Origin of the sequence: Vibrio aphrogenes (assembly GCF_002157735.2) — a bacterium.
GTDB classification, from domain to species: domain Bacteria; phylum Pseudomonadota; class Gammaproteobacteria; order Enterobacterales; family Vibrionaceae; genus Vibrio; species Vibrio aphrogenes.
On the sequence record NZ_AP018689.1, the window covers coordinates 1,301,168 to 1,324,418 of the forward strand.

Annotated in this window: 23 protein-coding genes and 1 tRNA gene; 11 read left to right on the forward strand and 13 right to left on the reverse strand. The window is 40.4% G+C overall.

The window, feature by feature from the left end; all coding sequences use genetic code 11:
* Positions 1 to 297 precede the first annotated feature (297 nt).
* The 3 genes from msrP to VCA1004_RS05940 all read left to right on the forward strand — a co-directional run bounded on the left by msrP (position 298) and on the right by VCA1004_RS05940 (position 2,980).
* Positions 298 to 1,308: a protein-methionine-sulfoxide reductase catalytic subunit MsrP gene (gene msrP / locus VCA1004_RS05930; RefSeq protein WP_086984311.1), complete on the forward strand. Its 1,011-nt coding sequence runs from the start codon at positions 298 to 300 to the stop codon at positions 1,306 to 1,308.
* Positions 1,308 to 1,931 (forward strand): protein-methionine-sulfoxide reductase heme-binding subunit MsrQ, encoded by a 624-nt coding sequence (gene msrQ / locus VCA1004_RS05935; RefSeq protein WP_086984309.1) that lies wholly within the window; start codon positions 1,308 to 1,310, stop codon positions 1,929 to 1,931. The genes msrP and msrQ overlap by 1 nt, the downstream gene beginning before the upstream one ends.
* A 257-nt stretch (positions 1,932 to 2,188) precedes the next feature.
* On the forward strand, positions 2,189 to 2,980 hold the full coding sequence (locus VCA1004_RS05940; protein WP_086984307.1) for a lipase family protein: 792 nt from the start codon (positions 2,189 to 2,191) through the stop codon (positions 2,978 to 2,980).
* Between the two features lie 63 nt (positions 2,981 to 3,043).
* Here VCA1004_RS05940 and ppiC read toward each other — a convergent pair whose 3' ends face one another.
* From ppiC to VCA1004_RS05970, 6 genes are all read right to left on the reverse strand, one after another.
* Positions 3,044 to 3,322 (reverse strand): peptidylprolyl isomerase PpiC, encoded by a 279-nt coding sequence (gene ppiC, locus VCA1004_RS05945; protein WP_086984305.1) that lies wholly within the window; start codon positions 3,320 to 3,322, stop codon positions 3,044 to 3,046.
* Positions 3,323 to 3,414: 92 nt separating this feature from the next.
* Entirely contained in the window at positions 3,415 to 4,098 is a 684-nt protein-coding gene (locus tag VCA1004_RS05950) for a MaoC family dehydratase (RefSeq protein WP_086984302.1), read from the reverse strand.
* Positions 4,099 to 4,432: 334 nt separating this feature from the next.
* A complete protein-coding gene (locus tag VCA1004_RS05955; RefSeq protein WP_086984300.1) occupies positions 4,433 to 6,178 on the reverse strand; it encodes a choice-of-anchor I family protein in 1,746 nt (581 codons plus the stop codon).
* 193 nt (positions 6,179 to 6,371) lie between these two features.
* A tRNA-Leu gene (locus VCA1004_RS05960) sits at positions 6,372 to 6,458 on the reverse strand.
* A gap of 227 nt (positions 6,459 to 6,685) precedes the next feature.
* The gene (gene viaA, locus VCA1004_RS05965) at positions 6,686 to 8,134 is read right to left on the reverse strand and encodes an ATPase RavA stimulator ViaA (protein ID WP_086984298.1); all 1,449 of its coding nucleotides are present in this window, start codon (positions 8,132 to 8,134) and stop codon (positions 6,686 to 6,688) included.
* Positions 8,135 to 8,146: 12 nt separating this feature from the next.
* The gene (locus VCA1004_RS05970; protein WP_086984296.1) at positions 8,147 to 9,811 is read right to left on the reverse strand and encodes an ATPase RavA domain-containing protein; all 1,665 of its coding nucleotides are present in this window, start codon (positions 9,809 to 9,811) and stop codon (positions 8,147 to 8,149) included.
* 200 nt (positions 9,812 to 10,011) lie between these two features.
* Here VCA1004_RS05970 and VCA1004_RS05975 point away from each other — a divergent pair, with 200 nt between their 5' ends.
* The 3 genes from VCA1004_RS05975 (at position 10,012) to VCA1004_RS05985 (ending at position 12,453) form a co-directional block, all read left to right on the forward strand.
* Positions 10,012 to 10,533, forward strand: a complete 522-nt coding sequence (locus tag VCA1004_RS05975; RefSeq protein ID WP_086984295.1) for an NUDIX hydrolase — start codon at positions 10,012 to 10,014, stop codon at positions 10,531 to 10,533.
* A gap of 33 nt (positions 10,534 to 10,566) precedes the next feature.
* Entirely contained in the window at positions 10,567 to 11,580 is a 1,014-nt protein-coding gene (gene ltaE / locus VCA1004_RS05980) for a low-specificity L-threonine aldolase (RefSeq protein WP_086984293.1), read from the forward strand.
* A gap of 156 nt (positions 11,581 to 11,736) precedes the next feature.
* Positions 11,737 to 12,453 (forward strand): TetR/AcrR family transcriptional regulator, encoded by a 717-nt coding sequence (locus tag VCA1004_RS05985; RefSeq protein WP_164520834.1) that lies wholly within the window; start codon positions 11,737 to 11,739, stop codon positions 12,451 to 12,453.
* On the opposite strand, the gene VCA1004_RS05990 is transcribed toward VCA1004_RS05985, so the two are convergent.
* The 4 genes from VCA1004_RS05990 to VCA1004_RS06005 all read right to left on the reverse strand — a co-directional run bounded on the left by VCA1004_RS05990 (position 12,450) and on the right by VCA1004_RS06005 (position 16,161).
* Complete coding sequence (locus VCA1004_RS05990; RefSeq protein WP_086984289.1) at positions 12,450 to 13,739, reverse strand: DEAD/DEAH box helicase; 1,290 nt, start codon at positions 13,737 to 13,739, stop codon at positions 12,450 to 12,452. The two genes, VCA1004_RS05985 and VCA1004_RS05990, sit on opposite strands and share 4 nt — an antisense overlap.
* Before the next feature lie 38 nt (positions 13,740 to 13,777).
* Positions 13,778 to 14,371, reverse strand: coding sequence for an acyl carrier protein phosphodiesterase (locus tag VCA1004_RS05995; RefSeq protein WP_086984287.1), 594 nt, complete (start codon positions 14,369 to 14,371; stop codon positions 13,778 to 13,780).
* 439 nt (positions 14,372 to 14,810) lie between these two features.
* Positions 14,811 to 15,482 (reverse strand): 6-phosphogluconate phosphatase, encoded by a 672-nt coding sequence (yieH, locus tag VCA1004_RS06000; protein ID WP_086984285.1) that lies wholly within the window; start codon positions 15,480 to 15,482, stop codon positions 14,811 to 14,813.
* Between the two features lie 157 nt (positions 15,483 to 15,639).
* The gene (locus tag VCA1004_RS06005; protein ID WP_086984283.1) at positions 15,640 to 16,161 is read right to left on the reverse strand and encodes a hypothetical protein; all 522 of its coding nucleotides are present in this window, start codon (positions 16,159 to 16,161) and stop codon (positions 15,640 to 15,642) included.
* A gap of 199 nt (positions 16,162 to 16,360) precedes the next feature.
* Here VCA1004_RS06005 and VCA1004_RS06010 point away from each other — a divergent pair, with 199 nt between their 5' ends.
* Positions 16,361 to 16,861 carry a CreA family protein gene (locus VCA1004_RS06010; protein ID WP_086984282.1) on the forward strand — a complete coding sequence of 167 codons (501 nt, stop codon included), beginning with the start codon at positions 16,361 to 16,363 and terminating at the stop codon, positions 16,859 to 16,861.
* 186 nt (positions 16,862 to 17,047) lie between these two features.
* On the opposite strand, the gene VCA1004_RS06015 is transcribed toward VCA1004_RS06010, so the two are convergent.
* Positions 17,048 to 18,067, reverse strand: a complete 1,020-nt coding sequence (locus VCA1004_RS06015; RefSeq protein WP_086984280.1) for a S1 family peptidase — start codon at positions 18,065 to 18,067, stop codon at positions 17,048 to 17,050.
* Between the two features lie 254 nt (positions 18,068 to 18,321).
* Between VCA1004_RS06015 and VCA1004_RS06020 the strand changes: the two genes are divergently transcribed.
* Both VCA1004_RS06020 and VCA1004_RS06025 read left to right on the forward strand, forming a co-directional pair.
* A complete protein-coding gene (locus tag VCA1004_RS06020; protein ID WP_086984277.1) occupies positions 18,322 to 18,948 on the forward strand; it encodes a thiol:disulfide interchange protein DsbA/DsbL in 627 nt (208 codons plus the stop codon).
* A gap of 13 nt (positions 18,949 to 18,961) precedes the next feature.
* On the forward strand, positions 18,962 to 19,432 hold the full coding sequence (locus VCA1004_RS06025; protein ID WP_086984275.1) for an FKBP-type peptidyl-prolyl cis-trans isomerase: 471 nt from the start codon (positions 18,962 to 18,964) through the stop codon (positions 19,430 to 19,432).
* 182 nt (positions 19,433 to 19,614) lie between these two features.
* Here VCA1004_RS06025 and VCA1004_RS06030 read toward each other — a convergent pair whose 3' ends face one another.
* Positions 19,615 to 20,202 (reverse strand): beta-phosphoglucomutase family hydrolase, encoded by a 588-nt coding sequence (locus tag VCA1004_RS06030; protein ID WP_086984273.1) that lies wholly within the window; start codon positions 20,200 to 20,202, stop codon positions 19,615 to 19,617.
* 161 nt (positions 20,203 to 20,363) lie between these two features.
* On the opposite strand from VCA1004_RS06030, the gene arfB reads away from it, so the two are divergent.
* Complete coding sequence (gene arfB, locus VCA1004_RS06035) at positions 20,364 to 20,777, forward strand: alternative ribosome rescue aminoacyl-tRNA hydrolase ArfB (protein WP_086984271.1); 414 nt, start codon at positions 20,364 to 20,366, stop codon at positions 20,775 to 20,777.
* Positions 20,778 to 20,903: 126 nt separating this feature from the next.
* Here arfB and folE read toward each other — a convergent pair whose 3' ends face one another.
* Positions 20,904 to 21,566 (reverse strand): GTP cyclohydrolase I FolE, encoded by a 663-nt coding sequence (gene folE, locus VCA1004_RS06040; protein WP_086984661.1) that lies wholly within the window; start codon positions 21,564 to 21,566, stop codon positions 20,904 to 20,906.
* A gap of 316 nt (positions 21,567 to 21,882) precedes the next feature.
* Here folE and moeA point away from each other — a divergent pair, with 316 nt between their 5' ends.
* The gene (moeA, locus tag VCA1004_RS06045) at positions 21,883 to 23,142 is read left to right on the forward strand and encodes a molybdopterin molybdotransferase MoeA (protein ID WP_086984268.1); all 1,260 of its coding nucleotides are present in this window, start codon (positions 21,883 to 21,885) and stop codon (positions 23,140 to 23,142) included.
* Positions 23,143 to 23,251: the final 109 nt, after the last annotated feature.

A 23,251-nucleotide genomic window follows, 5' to 3' on the forward strand; every position in this document is an offset into this window, starting at 1 on the left:
ATATCGCCATTACGCTCATTCATCTACCGACACAGCATCAATTTGCATACTTTTATAATACTTTTGTGTAACAATTATTGATGCGCTGTATCATTGACATCAAAACATAATAGAAAATTCCCTTCCATAAGCTGACTTTTGTTAAATTCACTTTTTATCAGTAGGTACAGTTAAGAGCGCGCACAGTTAAGAGCATTTTCTTAATTTTCATCTTTCTTGAAATGATTCTCCCTTCCCTTCGGTCTTATCTAAACAAGCCCTATTTAATAGCTGTATTAATCACTCAAGGATGGATATATGTTGATAAAATCGCACCCAAGTTGGCATTTAAAAGAGAATCAAGCGACCCCTGAAGCTATTTATCATCAGCGCCGTGAAATCGTAAAAAAATTAGGGATTGCGGCCGCGCTCACCCCTTTCGCTTCATCGGCTAGTGCCAATCTATTTGATGTATTTCGTTCTTCTACAGACAATAAAGCTCAAAACGATAGTCGCGTGATACTTCAGGGCCAACAGTCTCAATATTCAAATTCAGAATTAAGCTTAACACCGGAAGATAAGGTTCTGAGTTACAATAATTTTTATGAATTTGGCACAGGTAAAGGCGAGCCAGCACAACAAGCCAAGAACTTTAACACCGACCCTTGGACTATCGACATTGTCGGAGAAGTGGCTAAACCGGTTAAATTAGACGTTCAAACGTTATTGAAAAAAATGACGATAGAAGAACGCATCTACCGCCACCGCTGTGTTGAAGCGTGGTCAATGAATGTGCCTTGGTTAGGGTTTCCATTAGCCGCGTTACTTGAACAAGTCAAACCGACCAGTAAAGCTAAGTATGTGGCCTTCCAAACTCTGTATGATCCTGAACAAATGCCAGGACAAAAAGGTTTTTCTAGTATTGATTACCCTTATGTTGAAGGTTTAACCATCCAAGAAGCCATGAATCCATTAACCTTAATGACGGTCGGGCTATATGGTAAAACCTTAGCGCCGCAAAATGGTGCGCCATTGCGATTAATTGTGCCTTGGAAATATGGTTTTAAAGGCATTAAATCTATTGTGAAAATTCAATTATTGGAAAAACAGCCACCCACTACTTGGAATAAGCTTGCTCCCGACGAATATGGTTTTTATGCCAATGTGAATCCGCATGTTGATCACCCTCGATGGAGCCAAGCCAGTGAACGTTTCATTGGTCAAGGCAGCGTTTTTGCTTCTACAAGGCAACCCACCTTGATGTTTAATGGCTACGAAGAGCAAGTTGCCTCTTTATATAAAAACCTGGATTTAAAGCGTAATTACTAATGAATGTAAAAGCGAATCACATCATTGGCTTAAAGGCCATTATCCATGCCGCCCAACTTTGTTCATTTATGTGGCTATTTTTTGCCGTCCAAAATGGCTATTTGGGGGCTGACCCTGTCCAACCCATTTTGCATTTTACGGGAAAAGCGGCCTTAAACACTTTGATGATTACGTTATTGATTTCCCCTTTCGCACAACGACTAAAGCAAGGTCAATTAATACGTTGTCGACGCTTATTAGGGATATACAGTTTTGCTTGGGCAATCTTACATTTACTGGCATTTGCTTGGCTTGATTTAGGTTTGCAATGGCACTTAATTGGCAGTGAAGTAATAAAAAGACCTTATTTGCTACTCGGCGCCAGTGTTTGGATTATTCTCTTATTGCTGACCATCACCTCCACACAACGATTACAACGGCGTATGGGGCGACGTTGGCAACAACTTCACAATTGGGTCTACGTTGCACTTATTCTCGCCCCAATTCATTACTACTGGTCGGTAAAGTCAGAAATACTTGAGCCAAGCCTATACATTCTCATGGCGGCTCTGCTGCTCCTCTTGCGCAAAGATAAAATACAACGCTGGTTACGCCCGATTTGGATACAACCTAAAAAAGAATAGACAGCTTGCCGTTTATCAGTGAGGAGAAAGGTTGTTATTTACGCTTTACTGCCACATGGTCACATGGCTTTAATGAAGTATGGTTTCAATAGCGTACAGCTTTAATAATCGGCTGTTTTAATAACCGGCTATTTTGATAAAACACCACTGCCATCGTCTCTACGTATATCTCTTTAAAAATAAGCTCTATGTGTCATAAAAACTTCAATATTCAATGTCATGGTGAGTTTTATTATTCCATAAAATGAATCACTCACTTGAAGTCTTTAAAGCGATACCAGTACGAACGTTATGCCGTGTTGTGCCGGCTTGCTTACCCTCGTATCTTTAGACAAACACAGTATGGTTTTGACCCCAACGGGCAACGTATTATTAAAAATGCGCGCGGAAAAACCTTAATTCGCGTGTTATGGAGTAAAGAGAAAGAAGAAGTCATTGTCGTGATAAAAGGCTCACACAGCGTCTATGATTGGTTATTAAATTTAGCCATGTGGAAACGCTGTTGCGGTCAAACACTGGGGTTAAAATACTCTATCCACGCGGGTTTTTATTATCTCCTTCACCAAGAAAGCCCACCCTCACACCGCTTAGATACTTTAGGCGATCCCGTCTACCTAAGGCTAGAAAAAATTCTTATTCCACTGATTCAAAAAGGGAAAAGAATCAGTATCACGGGGCACTCATCAGGCGGTGCGATTGCGCTCGTCATGGCAGATTATTTAGAACATAAATACCCAAAAGTGATCAAACGAGTGGTCACATTTGGTCAGCCAGCTATTGGCGGTTGGGGGTTTAAACGAAAATATTTATTGGCTAAGCGAACATTTAGAATATGCTGTGATATCGACATTGTGACATTTTTACCGCCCATCCCTTTTAGTTATTGGCATGTGGGTAAAATGCTGTGGTTATACAATGAAAGGATTTATGAAAATACGCCGACCGTGATTCGTCTCGGTCGGTCGCTATTAAGTTGGTTAATACGTCCATTCTCATATCATCTCATGAGCAAATATATTCGCGATAAAGACTTTTTTGATGAACGTTAGATGGTTAAACTTGTTTTTGTGACAATCTTATCCGCAGTTGAGGTTAAGTTAGGTAGCAAGCTCTTAGGTTCGGTATAACACTTTAACAATGTGCCAACCAAACTTTGTTTTTACTAATTGAGGGGTAATTAACTCCCCTGAAAAACACGCTTTATCAAAGGCCGGTACCATCGCACCTTTTTGAAACTCACCAAGGTCCCCGCCTTTTTTACCTGATGGACAAAGCGAGTATTTTTTGGCTAAAGTTTGGAATTTAGCGCCTTTTTTTAATTGTTGTAAGATGTCTTTAGCTTGTGATTCATGCTTCACCAAAATATGTAAAGCTGCCGCAGTACGTGCCATAAGAAGTTACCTTAAATGAAAAAAGCGCTAACCAAGATTAGCGCCATGAATAATGTTAATCGCGTTATTAAGCGATCAATGTATCTAAAGAATTAAAAGTATAGACGGATCACTGAAACCACGACACAACCAGGACGTCTCACCCCGTCAATTTCGACTTTCACTTCGCGTTCAATTTCCAATCCACGTTTGATCGGAGTGACTTTTAATAACTTACTGCGCGCACGAATATTATTTCCTGCTTTTACTGGATAAGGAAAACGGACTTCGTTTAAGCCCACATTAACCGTCATTTTTGCAGTTGGGAATGGTGGATTATTTTCATCAACACTATCAGTCAACTTAGATAACAACGACAAAGTCAAAAATCCATGCGCAATGGTGGTTTTAAATGGCGATTCTGTCGCAGCTCTGTCTTCATCAGTATGAATCCACTGCATGTCTTCTGTCACTTGGCCAAAGGCATTAATACGCTCTTGATCGACCGTTAGCCACTGTCCGACATGGATCTCTTCACCAATTTGAGTACTTAATTCCTGATAAAGTTTTTCTGCTTCAGGTGATAACTCAATATCAGGCACAGCAACGGGAACCACTTCCTCATTGACGGCTGGTGTTTGATAATCTTTCAACCAAGGGAAAATTTGTTGAGAATTAGCGCGATTAATAAAATCAGCCCAGTATTCTCTCAATACTGGAGACATCAAATCTTTCAAATCGAATTGATGTTTCGCTAAAGAATCTGTTTTATGCTTGATTAAATCAACGACTTTCATGTTCAGTCTTAGCCCTATTAGTGTTAGAAGAACTCTTACCAGTTATTGTATAACAATAATTTTGAACCACTTCACATATCTATGCAAATACTTTCGAGCGTACAAGTGTATTGCAAACATATTACAACCATTAAAAATCAACAAGTTAAGTTAAATCCGTGAGTTTTGAATTTCATTCATAAATAAGGATAATGTGTAATAAATCGTATAGAATAATAGAAAAAATAGACACTCTAATTGTATATGGTCCATTACTCGCTATTTTTCAAATTTAATACGTTAAAAAGCCCTGCTCATCACAAACAGGGCTAAAAAGTTTTATTTATTCGTTCTTTTAGCGTAGTTGATAAACAGAGACGGTACCACTGACCTCACTCGCCACCAACAAGAGTGGTTTATGAATTGGACTGTCTTTGGCTGCAACAAAACGCATGCCTTCAGGCGCTAAATCACCCGCTTTCATATAATCGCCCTTCAAAGTAACCGGGTCAGTAGAATCATTGATTTCAAAGTCCACGGATAAATCTCGATTTAAGAAGTAATCAACAAAACTTGATTTTTTAGGGTCGCTAATATCATAGACCATAATACCGCCCATTCTCTCTAAACCAATAAAGGCATAGGTTTTACCTTCAATAGAGCCGACCGTTAACGCTTCGGGCTCAACGCCTTTATCATCAGAACGACTATCAAATTTATTTTCCGACTCATCCGTATTAAAGCCGTTCGGATAACGTTTTGCGATAGTTTTGGCAAATTGATTGCCGCTATCAAAAACTTGTTGTCCCTTATCATCCCAAATGGAAAAAGAACGGGCACCAAATGAAATTAGCTTTTCATATTTACCGTCACCATCTTCATCCCCCATTACCTTTGTAACCTTTAAGCGCCCTAATTCTTCTTTACCCAAATGGCCTCGTTGAGGGTGGTTTGCTGCCAAGGTTAATTTACCCGCACGGACTTCTTCGCTATAAGATAAGCAGCCATCCTCATCATCAAATTTAGTGCCACCAGCTTGTAGGCAAGAGGTTTCATCTTTGGCACTGAACCACCAATCTCGCGAATCCCCTTCATTGGCTGTGACAGTGTAATGTTTACCATTCACGCTATAACTGTCTATGGTGTCAGGCTGATATAATCCATACACGCCTTCCCAAGCTTTTATATTAATTTTCTTATCCTTATCGCTGGCATCAATAGCATTATCAGCCTTGCCATAATGTTTTAAGCCTAATGGATGAATTGCAATAATCGTATTGTTATTGAGATCAACTTGAGCCAAGGCGTTGTTTTCTTGTAAGGATACCCAAGCAGATTGACTATCTTGCGAAACGGTAATGTATTCAGGTTCAATATCTTGAGCTAAGGTATGACCTTGAGGACTCGCGTATTTAAATCCTTGCTTCATTAATTCAGCTTTTTGAGACTCAAATTTATCAAACATCAATAAGATCGAATTATCTTCTGGCATTCCATTTTTTATATTAATCACGCCAACACTTCCTACCGGATCGTACTTATAATCTGCTGTTGGCTCTCCTTCATTTGCCACCAGTACTTTTTTACCATCAGGTGTAAAGGTCACCATATCGGGTAAAGCTCCTACTTGAACCGCTTTGATTAACTGAGGCTGATCATCTGTAATTTTATAAAACAGCACTGCGCCATTTTGTTGTTTTTGAGCATTCTGCACAGCTACAGCTAACCAATCACCGAAAATAGATAGAGAATTTGCCGTCGCAAGTTGCAATTTTTGTCCACCAGCCACCGTCACTTGTGTCGGCAGGTTTAAATGCTTTGCTGAAAGGGTATTGGCGGTGTGGGGGTTTTTAATTGGCTGAGTTGGTAAATTGGATAATGAAATAATATCAATTCGGTTTTTAGCGCCATCCACGACATAAGCAGATTGTGTATTGTGATGATAATCAATTATTTCAGCTCCAGCTTCACCATACACCCCTGTTTGGTAGCGACCAACAAGGTCCATAGTCAGTGAGTGAGCTGGTAAGATAACAGCAAAATTTAACGCAATAATAGATAAGGAAGGTAATACTTTCACTTGAGGTCTCCAATCTTCCATGAAAAATAAACTCCTATCATTACCACCAACATTGACAATGTGGTTGCAGTATTCTTTCGATTTGATGACAAGCTAAGAAGTTGAGAGATAATTAGTACAGTTGGTATTAGTACGATTGGTCTAAATGGTACGATTGGTATAAATGAGGAGCAATAAAAAAGGCTTACCATTGCTGATAAGCCTTTAATAATGATGGTGCCCCGGGCCGGACTTGAACCGGCACAGCGCGAACGCCGAGGGATTTTAAATCCCTTGTGTCTACCAATTCCACCACCAGGGCACACAAATCTTTGTTATGCACCTAACTGAATAGTTAAGACACCATCTTGACACCACCTAAGGTCATGTCAATGTAATTCATTTTATGGGAAAGCCTGAGTGGCTAACCGATGAGTGATACTTTACTTGAGTAACCGTTTGAGTCAACAATAAATTTATGATTTTACGTTTAAGTGATTATTTTTTAATCCAAGCGGATAAAAAACCATTCAAACTCTCAATATTAAATCATTTCTGCTTGATAAATCGTTGTCCTAAATTCGGTGTATACGACCAAACATGGTCAAAAATGTTCATTAATTCAGGGTTAGCATACTTAGATAAACTGATGGCATGAAAGCGATTATTTTTTAATTTTAGCGCGGCAACTTGTTGAATCATGTCTTTCGATTGCTTCGGAGCAATAAAATCCGACAAAACCACTAAATCAGCTTTTTGATAGTGTTCATTTCGCATTTGTTTTATCGCTTCATTAATTGCTGGCTCTAAATCTGTGCCACCGTGAAAAGTATACGATAAAAAATCACTGGCCTCTCGTAGCCCATCTTGTTTGGTTAATTGATAAGTAATGTAATCGGTGGAAAATAACACCACAAAACAGTCTCTATCTTCCGCTAAGGCAATTTGCATCAGAGCAAAAGCAATCGCTTTGACGCATTGCTCCGGAAAGCCACGCATCGATCCTGAGGCATCCACACAAATAATAAATGGACCTTGCTCATTCTCCACTTTAGCCGGAACAGGCTCGGTTGCTGTCACTTTTTTCGTTGAATGCGCTTTGCCTTGCATCCTATAGTTCATTAAGCGTTTATCAATTAAATGCTTATAAAACACCACTTCTAATTCAGGATAAGCTAACAACATTAACTCATTAGGTAACAGCTTGTTCAAATCATCACTTTCATGAATGCCTACAATATCATCCGCCGCCAATTGAGAGGTTTCCTCTAAATATTGAATTCCTTGGCTATATTGCGGTGGCTCATCTGGGCTTTGTTCATTTGAACTCCTCCCAAGGCTTTCTGCAATTTCTTGTAGCTTCGGATGTTTTTGTAAAAAATCAGCTTGCGATTTCATTACCGACCAATCACTTTTCGACAAACTCACGTTGGTCATATCCCACACTCTTGCCGCAATGGTGCCGGTATCTTCGCCCCTACTCAGTTGATCCATCTTTTTGATGTTTTCTAGTTTTTGTTGGAGCTGTTGCAATTCTTTTTGTTTTTCTTGCTCTAATTGGGCTTCTTGAATACGTTTTACCTGCTGTGTAATGCTTTTATACCATTGCTGACAAAAATAGTGCGGCAACATAGGGTTTAATTTTGCATTCCCCGTAGACACCATTTTAGTCGCTTGGGGATAGAATTCTGAGCAGGATTGTAATTGAGCCAACAGGGTATCAATTTGCTGAATGAACTCCGTTTCCGTCCAGTGAATCACCTCTTGATACAAAGCGATTTCTTGCTTCATTTCTTTGGTTTGCAAGCCTTTATTTAATTGACCCGTAGCACGTTTTTTCCAACGATTTAATTGATTACGAACCAAGTTGCCGACCGATTTATTATCTTCAACTAAGGGCAGTAATTGAGAGCGTCCAATCAAGTCTTGTAACGCTACTTCCATCATTTCGGCATCGGCCAATAAGACCGCAATATCTAACGCATCAATTCCTAGCATTGCCCTAACCTGCTATTCAAAGGATTCTTCAAAACGAGTGACTTGTTCCATCGCCTGTTCGCATTGCTCTTTAATCGAATCACTTAACTGGGTTAATTCCTGAATGCTGGATTCAACCGCGAGTAATAACGATTTATCGACAAAAGTATGCGGTAAACTGGCATGGAACTCATTGCGTGCTTTTCGGACATCAAATTCTAAATGATTTAAGCTTTGAATGACGTCTTGTGTCTTTTGCTGCCATTCTGCGATTAAGCGAGAATCAAACCCTTGTGGCGTGACGAGCGTAACGGGAATATTACGATTGGCAATGTCTTTAATCACTAAGTGCTGCTCTACATCAACTTCAAAGCGGAAACGGCATAAGGTGGTTTTCTTATTAACATAACCGTAAGCTTCCCCACCTCCATCTTTGACCACCTGTTCCAGTTCTTTGTAAGGAATATAAACCCAACGACTGTCACCCGTATCATGGTCACTGACAGACAAGTTACTTTGCAATAAAACCAGCTTCACTAAATCGCTACTGTTCGAAACCCGGTAACGCTTAGCGCGTGAAATATCATATTGATAGACATTTTTTCTGCGCAGCGTTCCTTCAACCTCTTGGGTTAAATTCATGGCAAAACGTTGCGTGATCCCGTCATTAAGCTCGGCTAACTGTTGTTGCTGTTGTTCCATTTGGCTTTGCAGTGCACTTTGGTTGTACGCTTGCTCGGTGGCAAAGTCTGCCAAACATTCACGTATAATCAGGCGTGATTGCGGAGAGTTCCATAAACAATCTTGAAGTAATAATAAATCGAGAGCGTTAATGGCATCACGACCATTAAAATAGGCGCTAGCTTTCAGAAGTTTTACCGCTTTTTTCCAACGACGATCCGAAATATACAGATCATTGCTCGCTTGCCCTTGAACGCCCAATGCCTTTTCTTTGGTTTCAATCATTGATTTAATGGCATAAAGCTGCTCAAAAGTCTCTTCTGACAATGACAATTGATCCAACTCTTTTAACCATTGAAAATATTCTTCATCTTTTATCGCCAGCTCTAGCGATACTTGAGCTTCTTGGTCTGTCCCGACAGTTAACATCGAGCGGAAGTTCTGCTTATTCTGAATTCGATTGACAAACACTCGCACTAAAAGTCGATCATACAAAGCATCTAAACCACTCTCTTCATCAGGAAGCTCATTGGAAGCAGCAATCAGTAAACGCATCGGCACACGTTCAATATCATGGCCATTTTTAAACGTCTTTTCATTCACGACGGTCAGTAAGGTATTTAAAATGGCGGGTCCTGCTTTCCAAATTTCATCTAAAAACACTACTTGAGAGGTCGGCAAATAGCCCTCAGTTAATCGCACATAGCGGCCATTATCTTTGAGCTCTTGAATGCTCAATGGGCCAAACACTTCTTCAGGCGTAGAAAAGCGAGTCATTAAATATTCGAAATAACTGTTACTCTCAAAAGCTTGAATCAGTCTTTTGGCAATCAAACTTTTCGCAATCCCTGGAGGACCTAACAAAAAGACACTCTCTCCAGATAATGCGGCGAGCAAACACAATTTGATGGTGTCTTCTCTCTCATACACCCCATCAGACAGGGCGGTGACAAGTTTATTAATCCGTTGCGAGAGTAAAGAGCGTTGAGCTGATGTGCGCAGTTGTCGGCTTTCCATGCGTTCCTCGTTCATTTGATTGTTTAAGGCTCTATTTATTCTGTACTTTCTCTTATTCTGCCACAAAGGGAAACCTTTTTTTAAACCATTAACGACAATGACCACCGGTAAATAGCTTTCCAAAATGCCTGTTAATTTACCATTGCAATTAGTGCGATTGATGGCAGTATAAAATGATTGACCATTAATGAGAGTGCTCCATGACACACACGGTTTTACATCGATGGAAAACAATTCAACTGGTGGAAATGGATGTCGAATTACCAAACAGAAAATCGATACGCCATACCAGCATTATTCACCCTGGCGCTGCCGTTATCCTACCTATCACTCATAACAATGGTATTTTGTTATTGAAACAATTTCGCCCATCCTTAAACAAATGGATCTACGAATTACCCGCCGGTACTTTAGAAAGTAATGAATCACCATTAGCCTGTGCTCAACGTGAATTGATTGAAGAAACCGGTTATCAAGCCGAACATTTTACGCCACTTGGGCAATGCACCCCTCTCGCAGGTTTCTGTGATGAAATACAATACCTTTTTGTCGCAACAGAATTATCACGTAACGACTCTTTGCCTTTAGATGATGATGAAGTGATTGAAGTTATCGAAGCCACCTTATCAGACGTTGAGCAATGGATAAGTGAAGATAAGATTACCGATTCAAAAACCATTTCATGTCTCTATAAAGCTAAGTTATGTGGTGCCCTCGCTTAGTCATATCATCAACATTTATAATAAGGGATTTATATGGATTTTCGCTCTGATACCGTCACGCAACCAACACAAGCAATGAGACAAGCTATGGCTACTGCGATGGTCGGGGATGATGTTTATGGGGATGACCCAACCATCAATGAACTAGAAGCATGGGCGGCGCAACGTCATGGCTTTGAAGCAGCTCTCTTTACCAGCTCAGGAACACAAGCTAATTTACTGGCGTTAATGTCTCATTGTGAACGCGGCGATGAATACCTGTGTGGCCAACAAGCTCACAATTATAAATTTGAAGGTGGTGGTGCTGCGGTATTAGGCTCTATTCAACCACAACCTATTGAAAACGAACCCGATGGCACTCTTTGCTTTAAAAAATTAGCTCAAGCAATAAAACCAGATGACATTCATTTTGCGCAAACCAAGCTACTTAGCCTAGAGAACACTATTAATGGTAAAGTGCTCCCTCTTGAATACCTACAACAAGCCCGAGAGTTTGCAGATCAACACCAGTTACAATTGCACTTAGATGGCGCTCGAGTTTACAACGCGGCCGTAGCGCTGAATGTGGATATCAAAGCCATCAGTTGTCATTTTGACTCCATGACAGTGTGTTTATCCAAAGGCTTAGCAGCCCCAATAGGCTCACTGTTACTCGGCCCTAAAACCTTTATTCAGAAAGCAAGAAGAATTAGAAAGATGTTAGGCGGTGGTATGCGCCAAGCGGGAATATTAGCCGCTGCAGGCAAAATCGCGTTAACTGAACAAGTCGAACGCTTAGCCATTGATCACGCTAACGCCAAAAAATTAGCCTTAGGTTTAGATAAAATTACTGGCTTTCAAGTCAATGTTGAGCACGTACAAACAAATATTGTATTTGCCAAAGTCGCGCCTACTCTGGATATGGCGGCTCTTAAACATCACCTTCATGAATGTGGGATCTTAATTGGCACAGGAAACCCTCTCCGCTTTGTGCTGCATAATGATATCCAAACTGAAGATATCGATGTGTTATTGCAACAGATAACCACCTTCATCCAACAAAATTAACGATAATTGATGATAAAACCGCCTTTGCTCAATCATTCTTGTATTGTTATTGAGCGAAGGTTTCTCTCCCCTCACTTTTCTCCAATAATCTTCAACAAATCAGGCCATAAATGAGTATACTTTTTAAAAAATGATTTGATGAATATGGTAGTGACATTGAACTGTACAAACGAAAAGAAACAAGGTCGTCGTAGCGCACAAGAAGCGGAAAAGACTAAAAAAGCCATTCTAAAAGTTGGCGCTGAATTGTTTTGCCAATACGGTTATAAAAAAGTGTCATTACGTCAAATTAGTGAACAAGCAGGTGTTTCACACAGTTTGTTACGCTACCACTTTGGCTCTAAAGAAAAGATCTGGCAATTCATTAGTGACGGGATCTACCAATATTACCAAACCTATTTCCAATATATTATCGACACCCTACCGCAAAAACTGCCGGCAAACATTCAATTATATAAGCTCATGAATCGAGTTTTAGCTTGTGGTTTAAGTGATCCTCGCGCCGTGACGTTTTTAGCCGATGCGGTGAGACAAGATAAAAAAATGGTCAACTATCTATTGGAACCCAGTAAAAAAAGCAATCAACTGATTGATCGCTTAATGGCGGAGTTTAAAAAAGACTTTCCAAGCTCTCCTTTAACATCAAAAACCTTAAGGTGGCAGACAACCATGTATTCACACTCTGCCAGCACCTTAGAGCCGTTAATGCTGCATGTCTACGACAAGGAAGACAAAGCAACCGCACTATTTCATCATTGGCAGCAATTTAATCATATTATTGCCGCGCAATTACATGTGCCGGTATCTGAAATTGAAAACCCGACCTCCCTTGCAGAGATCATCGTGCCACCACCGAAAGATCCCAATGACTAACGACGCTTGCCTCGGTTTTTATGGATATTTAATTTGGCTTTGAGTTTTCGTTTTTCAGAAGAACGACTACGACGCTTGGTTGACACCTCTTCTTCTTCAAAGGTCGGCTCATAGCCCTCAAGCCATTGCTGAGGTAAGCGTTGATCTAACAAGGCTTCAATCGCCTCTAATAAGTATTGCTCTTGTGGACACATCAATGAAATCGCTTGACCTGTCTCTCCGGCTCGGCCAGTACGACCAATGCGATGAATATAATCTTCCGCTTTAAAAGGCAGTTCATAATTCACAACGTGCGGCAATTGCTGAATATCTAATCCACGTGCCGCCACATCAGTTGCGATCAAGGCGCGTATTTTTCCAGCTTTAAAGTCATCTAATGCTTTTTGTCGTGCACCTTGGCTTTTATCACCATTAATCGAAGCTGCTTTAATGCCATCTAGTGCTAGCTCTTTGGCTAAGACATCTGAAGTTTGCTTGGTTTTGGTAAACACTAAAACCTGTTGCCAGTTTCTTGAACCAATCAAATACGCAAGTAATTCTCTCTTACGTGATTTGTTCACCGGATATACCATTTGCTCCACGGTTTCCGCAGTACTATTTTGTGAGGCGATTTGGATTTCAACCGGAGATTCTAATAATTTATACGCTACTTCACGAATTCGTTTGGTAAACGTTGCCGAAAAGAATAAGGTTTGTTTCTCGGAGTTCATACGACGTAAAATACGTTGTAAATCAGGCATGAATCCCATATCCATCATACGGTCCGCTTCATCAAGGACTAAAGTATGAGTCTGTTTTAAATGCACATTACCGACAAATAAGTGATCTAACAGTCTGCCTGGTGTTGCGACCACAATATCGGCCCCTAACTTTAAGGCTTTGGTTTGCACGCTCATGCTTGTGCCACCATAAACCACTACAATTTTAAGCCCTTGATTATAAGATAGTAAATTATCAAAAACTTGCTGAGCTAACTCTCTGGTTGGCGTTAAGATCAACGCTTGTACTGCCGTCGCTTTTAAAGCGGTCTCTTTTAGCGCAAGGTCGTCATTGTTCATCGCTTCCGTGGTTTGCATTGCTTGTGCTTGTAAATCAACAATTTTTTGGATGATTGGCAAACCAAAGGCCGCAGTTTTTCCTGTCCCCGTCTGAGCGCTGGCTAAAACATTTTTACCTTGGATTATTTGTGGAATGGCTTGTTGCTGAATATCGGTTGGCGATTGAAAACCTAACTCGTGTAAAGTTTGACAAAGTGAGCTTGATAAACCTAACGATTGAAATGACATAAATAACCCATAGCTATAAAGAAAACCGGGCAAGTCTATCAAACTTTAATCTGGTTGATGGTAAATATTTTTGAATGCTTAAGCACTTCAGGGTACAGACGTAAAAAGACGTGGGTTAATTCATCATAATGCTCAACTAATGAATCACCACAAGTCGCTAGTGGAGCCATTCTCACACGACGTAAAGACATTCTTTCTAACGCATAAAGAATATTGTCGATGTCTTGGTAAGAAGATAGCCAACCGCCTTGCCACATGGCTTTTGTCATCGTTAAATATCGCTCAGGAACAGCGTAATCCCTCGTTTGACAGTGTTCTCGACAATATTGAATAAACTGCTCTAACGTCTTCTCATGAAAGCGCGACCAATGTACTGCCAAACAATGATCCCAAAACATATCTAACGCAATGGGAGAAAAGCGTTTTAGCGGCTGGGGGAATTTTTGTTTTTGCTCGAGCACTAAGGGATGAGTGTCGGTCAACCGATCGATATAACGATGTAGGCGGATACCATCGATGATAGGCTGTGGATATTTCCCTTCAGGATTCCCTTTGACAAAGTCCCCTAATAGATTTCCTTCTAAACTACTGTGATTATGATCAGCTATATGTAAATGTGCCAAAAAATTCATCATTTATCCTGTATCTAACCAACGTCATCCCAGCTCATCACTGAAGCTATAACAATGCAGGCTTTCTCTACTTAAGCGTTATTTTGAGACAAGTCTCTTAAATCCAACCAATGTGTAAATAAAAAGGTTACCTTTTAATGTAAACCAGTTACATTAAATCATGATTTTTGTGAGAGCGTTATAAGTTCAAATGAAATGTCATTATAGATGGGCAATAGAAGGATTGAACAATGAACAAACTCCCCCTTAAAAGCTTGCCAATAAATACGCTGAACATTTGTTGCTGTCCCGTCTGCTTGGGCGAAGAGTTCCTACTTGCAGAACAAACTAATGTCTTAATATGTATTAAATGTGGGCCCATTGACTTAAATCTAAAACACTCTCAAATGATGATAAAACGCATTTCAAAGTATTGTTTTAAACCGTCACCACTGCTTCATTAATTCTCATTAATCCTTGCTGGAAACCAACTGGGTATTTCAGCAAGGCTGCGAATTGTTGTGACTTGAGGGTGGTGAATGGTCGCGGCATGATTAGGTGAGTAATGAATTGTCGCTAGCCCAGCATTAATGCCAGCATACACGCCCACTTCAGTATCATCGACAAACAAGCATTCCTCAATTAAAAACCCCATTTGCATCACCGTATATAACAGTAAGTCAGGATCAGGCTTCCAGCTATTAATATCAAAACCACTGAAGATATTATTTTCAAATAAAGGTAATAGGCCCGTTAAATGTAACGAGTGCTTCATTTTACTTTGCGGGCCATTTGAGGCGACACAAACCGTGATCCCTTTATCAATCAATTGGTTCACGGTTTCTGGTGCTGATGGAATTGGTTTAAGTTGCGCCTCAAAAAGTGCCGCGACGACTTCCCGGTATTTAGGCTCTAACACTTCCATGGGAATAGTTAACCCTGCTCTCTTGCTGGTTTCGGTCAAAATATCGAACATTTTGCCACCTTGAAAATTATTCATACAGTCTTCAAAGCAAATGTCCGCGCCATAACTGGCAAACACGTCAACCAATGCTTGGCAACACAAGCGTTCACTATCAACCAAGGTACCATCACAATCAAAGATGACACACTTTATTTTCCCTATATCCATCTTTGCACCCTTTACTGAAATAGATAGTTTCAGTTTCGGTGTTAACTTTTCTTAAAAAAAGCCTGAGATAAGATTTATGCTAGGTATGACCAATTTAAAATTAAGAAACTTCAAAGCGGATCACTTTTTAAGCCTAATTCACTGTGAAAAAAGAAGGTTATACTGGATGAATAATGTGATTAACAGTGAGTTTTTCCGCGGCTAATTTATGGAGAACATCAGCGGCAAAAGCCAGTTCTTTATCTTGTTCTTTAAATGCTCGGCTAACGACAATATCCGTAAATAAAATCGTATTTTCATCAGGAAGCACTTTACTGATCAGGGCAGCAACCGGCTCTCCGGCAATGAAACCGAGATACAATTGATATTCAGAATCTAAAATAATTTGTGTTAAGAATTCAATGACCAATTTCTGCTCATCACTGCCTTCTTCCCATTGCGTCGCTTGTAGTAAAGAAAACATGATCGTTAAACGATGAAAATCCACTTCAATGACCTCGTCGACCCACTGAGCATCAGAAAATTCATGGCTAGCCGTTGTGTTGAAAAGCTGCGTCGCTTGTAATTGTAGATAAATGTCTCGACCTGCAATGCTTTCTGGGGTGGGAAATTCGACGTCGACTTGATTGATGAGCCATTGATTTTTGTTAGAAACAAGTTGTTCTATTTGAGATAACATGAGTTATATGCCTTAGCGGATGATGAATATCATTAGGCCATCCTAACAGTTCGAGGGTATGGGTGCTAGTTATCAACCCATATACTAACTAATTCTCTCTATTGAATTATTTTATCTCGCTTACGAATTGCTATGATAAACTTGATAGACAACCAAATGCATACCCCTATTACATTGACTTGTCCCAAAGGAAAGGAACATGATAAAAAAACTCGCCATCGTATCCGCTATGACTCTGTCGTTATCTGCTTGTGACCAAAATGAAGTGGGTGATGTCTCCTTAGGGATATTTACAACCAAAGACATTAAAATTGAAGTCTTGACCGATCCTGTTGTGACGGGGGTGACTTGTCATATCTCCAACGTTGAAGCAAACCTTGATTTCGCCGACCCTTCTGACATGGGGATTTCATGTCGTCAAACCGGTGAAATCACACCTGATATGATTGCTCAAATTGATAAATCAAAATCGGGTGAAGTTGTCTTTAAAAAATCAAAAAGTGTCTTATTCAAAACACTAAAAATTCGTCGTATTTATGATGAAGGCTCACAAACCCTACTCTACCTTTCTTATAGCACTAAAGAGATAGAAGGCAGCTACAAACACAGCTTATCTACCGTTCCATTGTGGGGAACGAAAGCCTATAAAACTCCAGAGCAAATTGCCGCCGATAAAGCGGTCGCACAAACTAATAGCTAAGTCGCTCGTCATATATCATTACGCATATATTGTTACACCATAATGTGATTGCGACCCAGACAAATGGTATTACAGTCAACTTGCATCACAGCCAATCACGTTATGGTTTATTCACATTATGTTTTTTCTAAAGGCTGCCTTTTAGGTGGCTTTTTATACAAATAGCTTTTTTACAAATAGACCTTTTTACAGATAACGCTTTTTACGAATCCAGCCAAGCATAAGCAATACGGCTAAAGTTATCCCGCCTAAACTGCCACCACTAGAACCAGATTGTGCACTCACTTCTGTTGTCTCAGGTTGTGCTTGAGGAGTATATTGTGGGTCAATAGTGCCATTGAGCACATCGGCTATCCAATCATGGTAACCATTCACCGCGGTATAAACACTTTGCACCGCTATATCTGTCGTACCGCATTCCTTGGGGCCAAAGCTGACGATCCCTGCTTGGTAAGCTGTACCATCTTCCACATAGATGAGTGGGCCACCGGAATCGCCACCACACGCGCCGGTCTGTAAATTATTTGCCACTTCCCCTTTAACGCATATTTGGTAGTCGGTGAGCGTTAAATCAAAAGCTTGATTACATTGTGACGACTCAACATACTCCACTTGAGCGGCTTGTAAGGTATTGGAAGAGGTCGCATCTGGGCCAGTTTTTCCATAACCTAACACCGTCAATGCTTGCCCTTCTACTCGATAATTGTCGTTATCACTTAAGGTGACATAATCATAATAAGGAACAACATTAGCACTAACGGGCTGTTTGAGCTTAATGATGGCAATATCCGAGGCAAAATTAGCACTATTTGTGTATTCATCGGGGTAATAAACGGCATCAGCATCAAACACATTCTCTTGAATAAACGCATCTTGAGTAATGTCATCCACGTTCAAAGCGACTGCTAATTTTTGAAAATCACTCGGGTCTTGTGTGAACACACAATGCGCTGCTGTTAATACATATTGTTCATTGAGCAACGTTCCACCACAGAAAGATTCTATATACGGTTCGGCCAAATCTAGGTTATTTCTTATCAATAAGGCCATGTAAGGATAGGTCTGGGTACTTTGCGGTAATCCGTTAATAATAAAAGGCGTGATACTTGGCGACTCACCGGCAAAAGACTGGGGAGACAGCAAGATCGAGCTCAGTGATACTGAGGTAACAGAAAGGCATAAAACCCACTTATTTTTTAATTCCATTTAAATAAGCTCTTTTGAATCGATAATAATCATTATAATCTATCCTGATTCTCAAGAGATTAAAAAGCTTATATCAATCACACTAATTAAATGGTCAGATATTGAGTACGATTGCTATTAATCAAACATCCTGACATTTATTTTCAGCACGCTCATGAGAAGTCGTTTTACATCCAATGGAACTTTTCCTATCTTACAGGCTCTATAAGCCTATACCTAGGTAGAAACTCCCTAACTTAACGTTGAACTGCATTATGCTAAAACAATTTAAAGCCATCACCTTAATTACTTTAACTGCTCTATTCCTCTCCGCCTGTTCAGACAATGGAACACCTAAAAAAGGTGAACAATATCAACAACTCCCGACTCCACTCACCCAACCTGATATTAAACCGGTCACAGAAGTGTTTTCATTAACCTGTGGACACTGTCGAAATATGGAAGCGGTCATTCCCGAACTAGAAAAGTTAACTCATCAATCAATTGCTAAAGTTCATGTGACTTTCAATCAACAAGCGCAAGTGTCTGCATTGATTTACTACGCGGCGGTGATGCAATTGAACCACAAGCCTGATGAAGCCATGATGAAAGACTTATTTGCTGCGGTACAGCTCGGTGAAGGTGCAACAATGACACAGCAACAACAAGCCATTGAGCAAGCTTTCACCTCAAGACGCATGATCAGCCCTTACCATTTTGATGCGTTACAACAAAAAGCGCTATTTAGCTATTTAGATCAAGCAATGGATATCAGCAAGCAAGGCAATTTCAGTGCCGTACCAACCTTTGTGGTAAATGGCAAATATGAAGTCCTTATCAGCAAGCATAAAGATATTAAAGACATCGCTAACACCATTAACTACTTATTAAAACAACCATAAGAGATTGATTAAATTGAAAGTATTAATTCCTGTCATTATATTGTTATTGGTGGCTTTTTTAGTCTATCGCAACATTAACAATCAAAAAATTGCTTCTGTGAATATCCAAAAAGGCCAACAGTTTCTTACTGAGAATAGTCAAAGAGAAGGCGTGAAAACCACGGCCAGTGGTCTGCAATACTTGATATTGAAAGAAGGTACCGGAGACGTTCATCCAAGTGCCACCAGCCAAGTATTGGTGCATTATCAAGGCACCTTACTCGATGGTACTGAATTTGATAGTTCATATAAACGTAATGAGCCTATCAGCTTCAAATTAAATCAAGTGATCAAAGGTTGGCAAGAAGGACTACAACTGATGGTGGAAGGTGAAAAAGTCCGTTTGTTCATTCCGTACGACATCGCTTATGGGAAATCAGGCTCTGGCCCTATTCCTCCTGGTGCTACGCTCATTTTTGATGTTGAATTGCTCAAAGTCGACTAATACCAATAGCACTAATTGGTATAACAGCTCCCTCAAGCAAAATAGTCACTATTTAGTAAAGAAGCTTTGAACATAAAAAAATACGAAAAAAGAGACCTTAACAATGTAATTAAGGTCTCTTTTTTATGCAGTTATCGTGTCAAACCATGATGTTGCTATTAATAAGCCAACAACAGTTTCTATCAAGCAAACAACTTCCCATCTTTCACCATAATACAATCCATTCCGGCAGCCAGTGCAGCCTGTCGCCCAATTTCTGTATCTTCAAAAACAACGCATTCACTTGGCTCAAGTCCGAGTTTTTCTGCTGCCAGCAAAAAGGTATCCGGGTTTGGTTTATGATTATCGACATCAGCCGCAGTCACGACAGCATCAAGCAAAGGTAAAATGCCGTTGTAATCTAATAATTTAATGGCATTAGCCTGATTACTGCCAGTACCTATCGCTAGTTTTTTCTTACCATAGCACTGCTTCAACACATCAAAAGTACATTGAATAATGCTGCCATCTTCAATTAAATGGCTAAATAAACTGGTTTTCGTATCGGCAACTTGTTGTGGATCGATATCAATGTGATATCTTGATTTCAATTGCATTGCGACCTTTTGCGTTGGCATGCCACCCATGCTGTGGATCCATTCTTGATCAAAAGGAAACTGATACTGTTCCGCGGTTTGCTTCCATGCATGTAGATGTGATGGCATGGTATCAATTAATGTACCATCCATATCAAAAATAAGTCCTTTATAACTAGAAACATCTACTGCCATACGTGCCTCTCTACTGTTAGAGTGTTTAAAAACAAGATGGTCAGAGCCTTGAAAACAAATGGCCCAGCCTCTTTTTCTATTCCTATAGCGGTAGCATAGCATTTATGTTATTTACAATTCGATAACCAAATTCAGCAAAACTGTGAGTTAACGGTCAATTTATGCTAAAAATTTCAAATAATGTAGAAATCGCGAGCCATGAAATAGAAATCACCGCCATAAGAGCGCAAGGAGCTGGTGGACAGAATGTCAATAAAGTGTCGTCCGCCATCCATTTAAGATTTGATATACACCAATCCTCTTTACCCGATTTTTATAAAGATCGATTATTAGCGCTTAAAGATAAAAGAATCACCAACGATGGCATCATCGTCTTAAAGGCTCAACAATTTCGTACTCAAGAAAAAAATAAAGAAGACGCTTTACTGCGATTAAAAGAATTTATTCAGCAAGCAATCGTGGTCCAAAAAGCCCGACGAGCCACCTCTCCGACTCGCGCATCTCAAAGAAAGCGTACGGATAAAAAAGTTCAGCGCGGACAAACAAAAGCGCTACGAAAAAAGGTCGACTTTTAACTCACAAAAAAGCCCTTCAAGCAGCAAGCTTAAAGGGCTTTTTTATTTTCCAGTAGTTTCGATTACCAAGGCTTATCACGAGCCAAAATTTATAACAAACCAAAGCTTATAACGAATCCGTTAGGACTATCGTAGCCCATGTAAAAATTCGGCGCGTGTTGCAGGATTAGATTTAAAAATCCCACCAAGCGCTGTCGTCGTCGTTTCACTAGTGGCATCCATCACACCTCGCGACTTCACGCAATAATGCGTAGCATCCATAGTGACCGCAACGTCATCCGTTTCTAGTAACGCCTGCAGTGCAACTAAAATTTGTTGCGTCATACGCTCTTGTACTTGAGGACGTTGCGCGAAAAAGCGCACAATACGGTTGATTTTAGATAAGCCAATGATTTTACTACGTGGAATATAAGCCACTGCGGCTTGACCATCGATTGTCACTAAATGGTGCTCACAGGTGCTAGTAACGGTGATATTTTTGACACGAACCATCTCACTGCAAGACATTTTATTTTCAATGACGGTAATTTTCGGGAAGTTTTTATAATCGAGCCCAGAAAAAACTTCATCAACATACATTTTAGCAATACGGCGCGGCGTTTCTTCTAAACTATCATCACTTAAATCCAGCTCGAGCAAAGTAAGAATTTCGCGCATATGAAATTCAATACGTTGTTTTTTTTCTTGTTGAGAAACATCATTTGGATACATCGGGGTTTCGATTCCACGTTCAGCCAGAGCATTTTTTACCAATATTGCGGCGTCACTAAGTTCTGAATTTGCTACCATGTGTGTTTCCAAATTTGCCATTTGCATTCTCTCCAACATAAAACAACAACTCTAACATGTCCTTTTTACTGCAATCTCGAGCGAGGCAGGGTTCACAAACTATTGTCATCAATAGCGTATAACTCGGAACGGCTCTTAGAGTGGGTGGTCAAGGATACTCGTAATTTTCTCAAAATACATCCACAATTTAGGTGTGAGTTTAGCTTACCCCTTTCTAAATCGGCATTAATGACAATTAGTTGGTCTTAGTTATTTCATCTCATCAAGAATTTAGTGATAATTGCTCATCTTGTTGACAAATTTAATAGGACTTTTTATGGGTTGCTGTGACACACCAGGTTTGATGCCAATTGATACTGCGATAGAAAAAATGCTTGAATCTATTACGCCGGTTTCAACAGTCTTTGACATACCATTAGAAAATGCGATGGGTCATGTATTAAGCCAAGCGATTACTTCACCAATGAATGTCCCGCCATTCGACAATTCGGCAATGGATGGCTACGCGGTGAGAATGGCGGATTTAACTCAGCAAACGCAACTGCCTCTCGCTGGGAAATCTTTTGCTGGAGTGCCTTTTACCGGAGAATGGCCTCAAGGAACCTGTATCCGAATCATGACTGGGGCGCAAATCCCAGTTGGGTGCGATGCCGTCATCATGCAAGAGCAAGCTACCGCCCAAGGTGATTTAGTGGATTTTACCCAAGCCTTACCACTCAAACCTTATCAGAACATTCGCCCTACCGGTGATGATATTCAACAAGGTGCCTTGGTGTTACCGCAAGGTCACCGCCTCACTACTCGTGATATTCCTTTGATTGCGACCTTAGGTATCCCTAGTGTGCAGGTCTTTTCTAAACCTAAAGTGGCTTTCTTCTCTACCGGAGATGAACTAAAACCCTTAGGGACTGAGCTCAAGGCTGGTGAGATTTACGACAGTAACCGCTATGGTATTAAAGCGATGCTGGAAAAGTTTGGTTGTGAAGCTATCGATCTTGGCGTGATCCCCGATGATAAGGCGCAACTCAAGCAAGCCTTCCAAAATGCACAACAACAAGCCGATGTGGTAATTACATCTGGTGGAGTCAGTGTGGGTGAAGCCGACTATACCAAACAAATCCTTGATGAACTGGGAGAAATTGGTTTTTGGAAAATAGCGATGAAGCCAGGAAAACCCTTTGCTTTCGGTAAACTATTAGCCACCACGGAACATCAAGCGGCTATTTTTTGTGGCCTTCCAGGTAACCCTGTCTCTGCCATGCTGACCTTCTATATTTTAGTGCAGCCACTCTTAGCCAAACTGGCAGGTCACAGTGAATGGCAACCTCAACCTAACCTACCTGCGGTAGCAACCACTGTCTTTAAAAAGTCACCTGGAAGAACCGATTATCAACGAGGCATCTATTGCCTTAACGATCAGGGGCAGCTTGAAGTGTCCACCACAGGTAACCAAAGCTCAGGAGCATTTCGCTCGATGAGTATTGCTAATTGCTTTGTCGTGCTAGAACAAGAGCGAGGCCGCGTTGAGGTGGGTGAAACCGTCAATATTCAGATGTTCCGCCCGGAATTTTATTAATCTCGAGCTCACCCGTCGCCAATAAAAAAGCCGATATGAATGTATTGTTCATATCGGCCTTTATTTGGTTATTTATTAACGGTTAAGCAAGTATCGATTAAGCCACGAC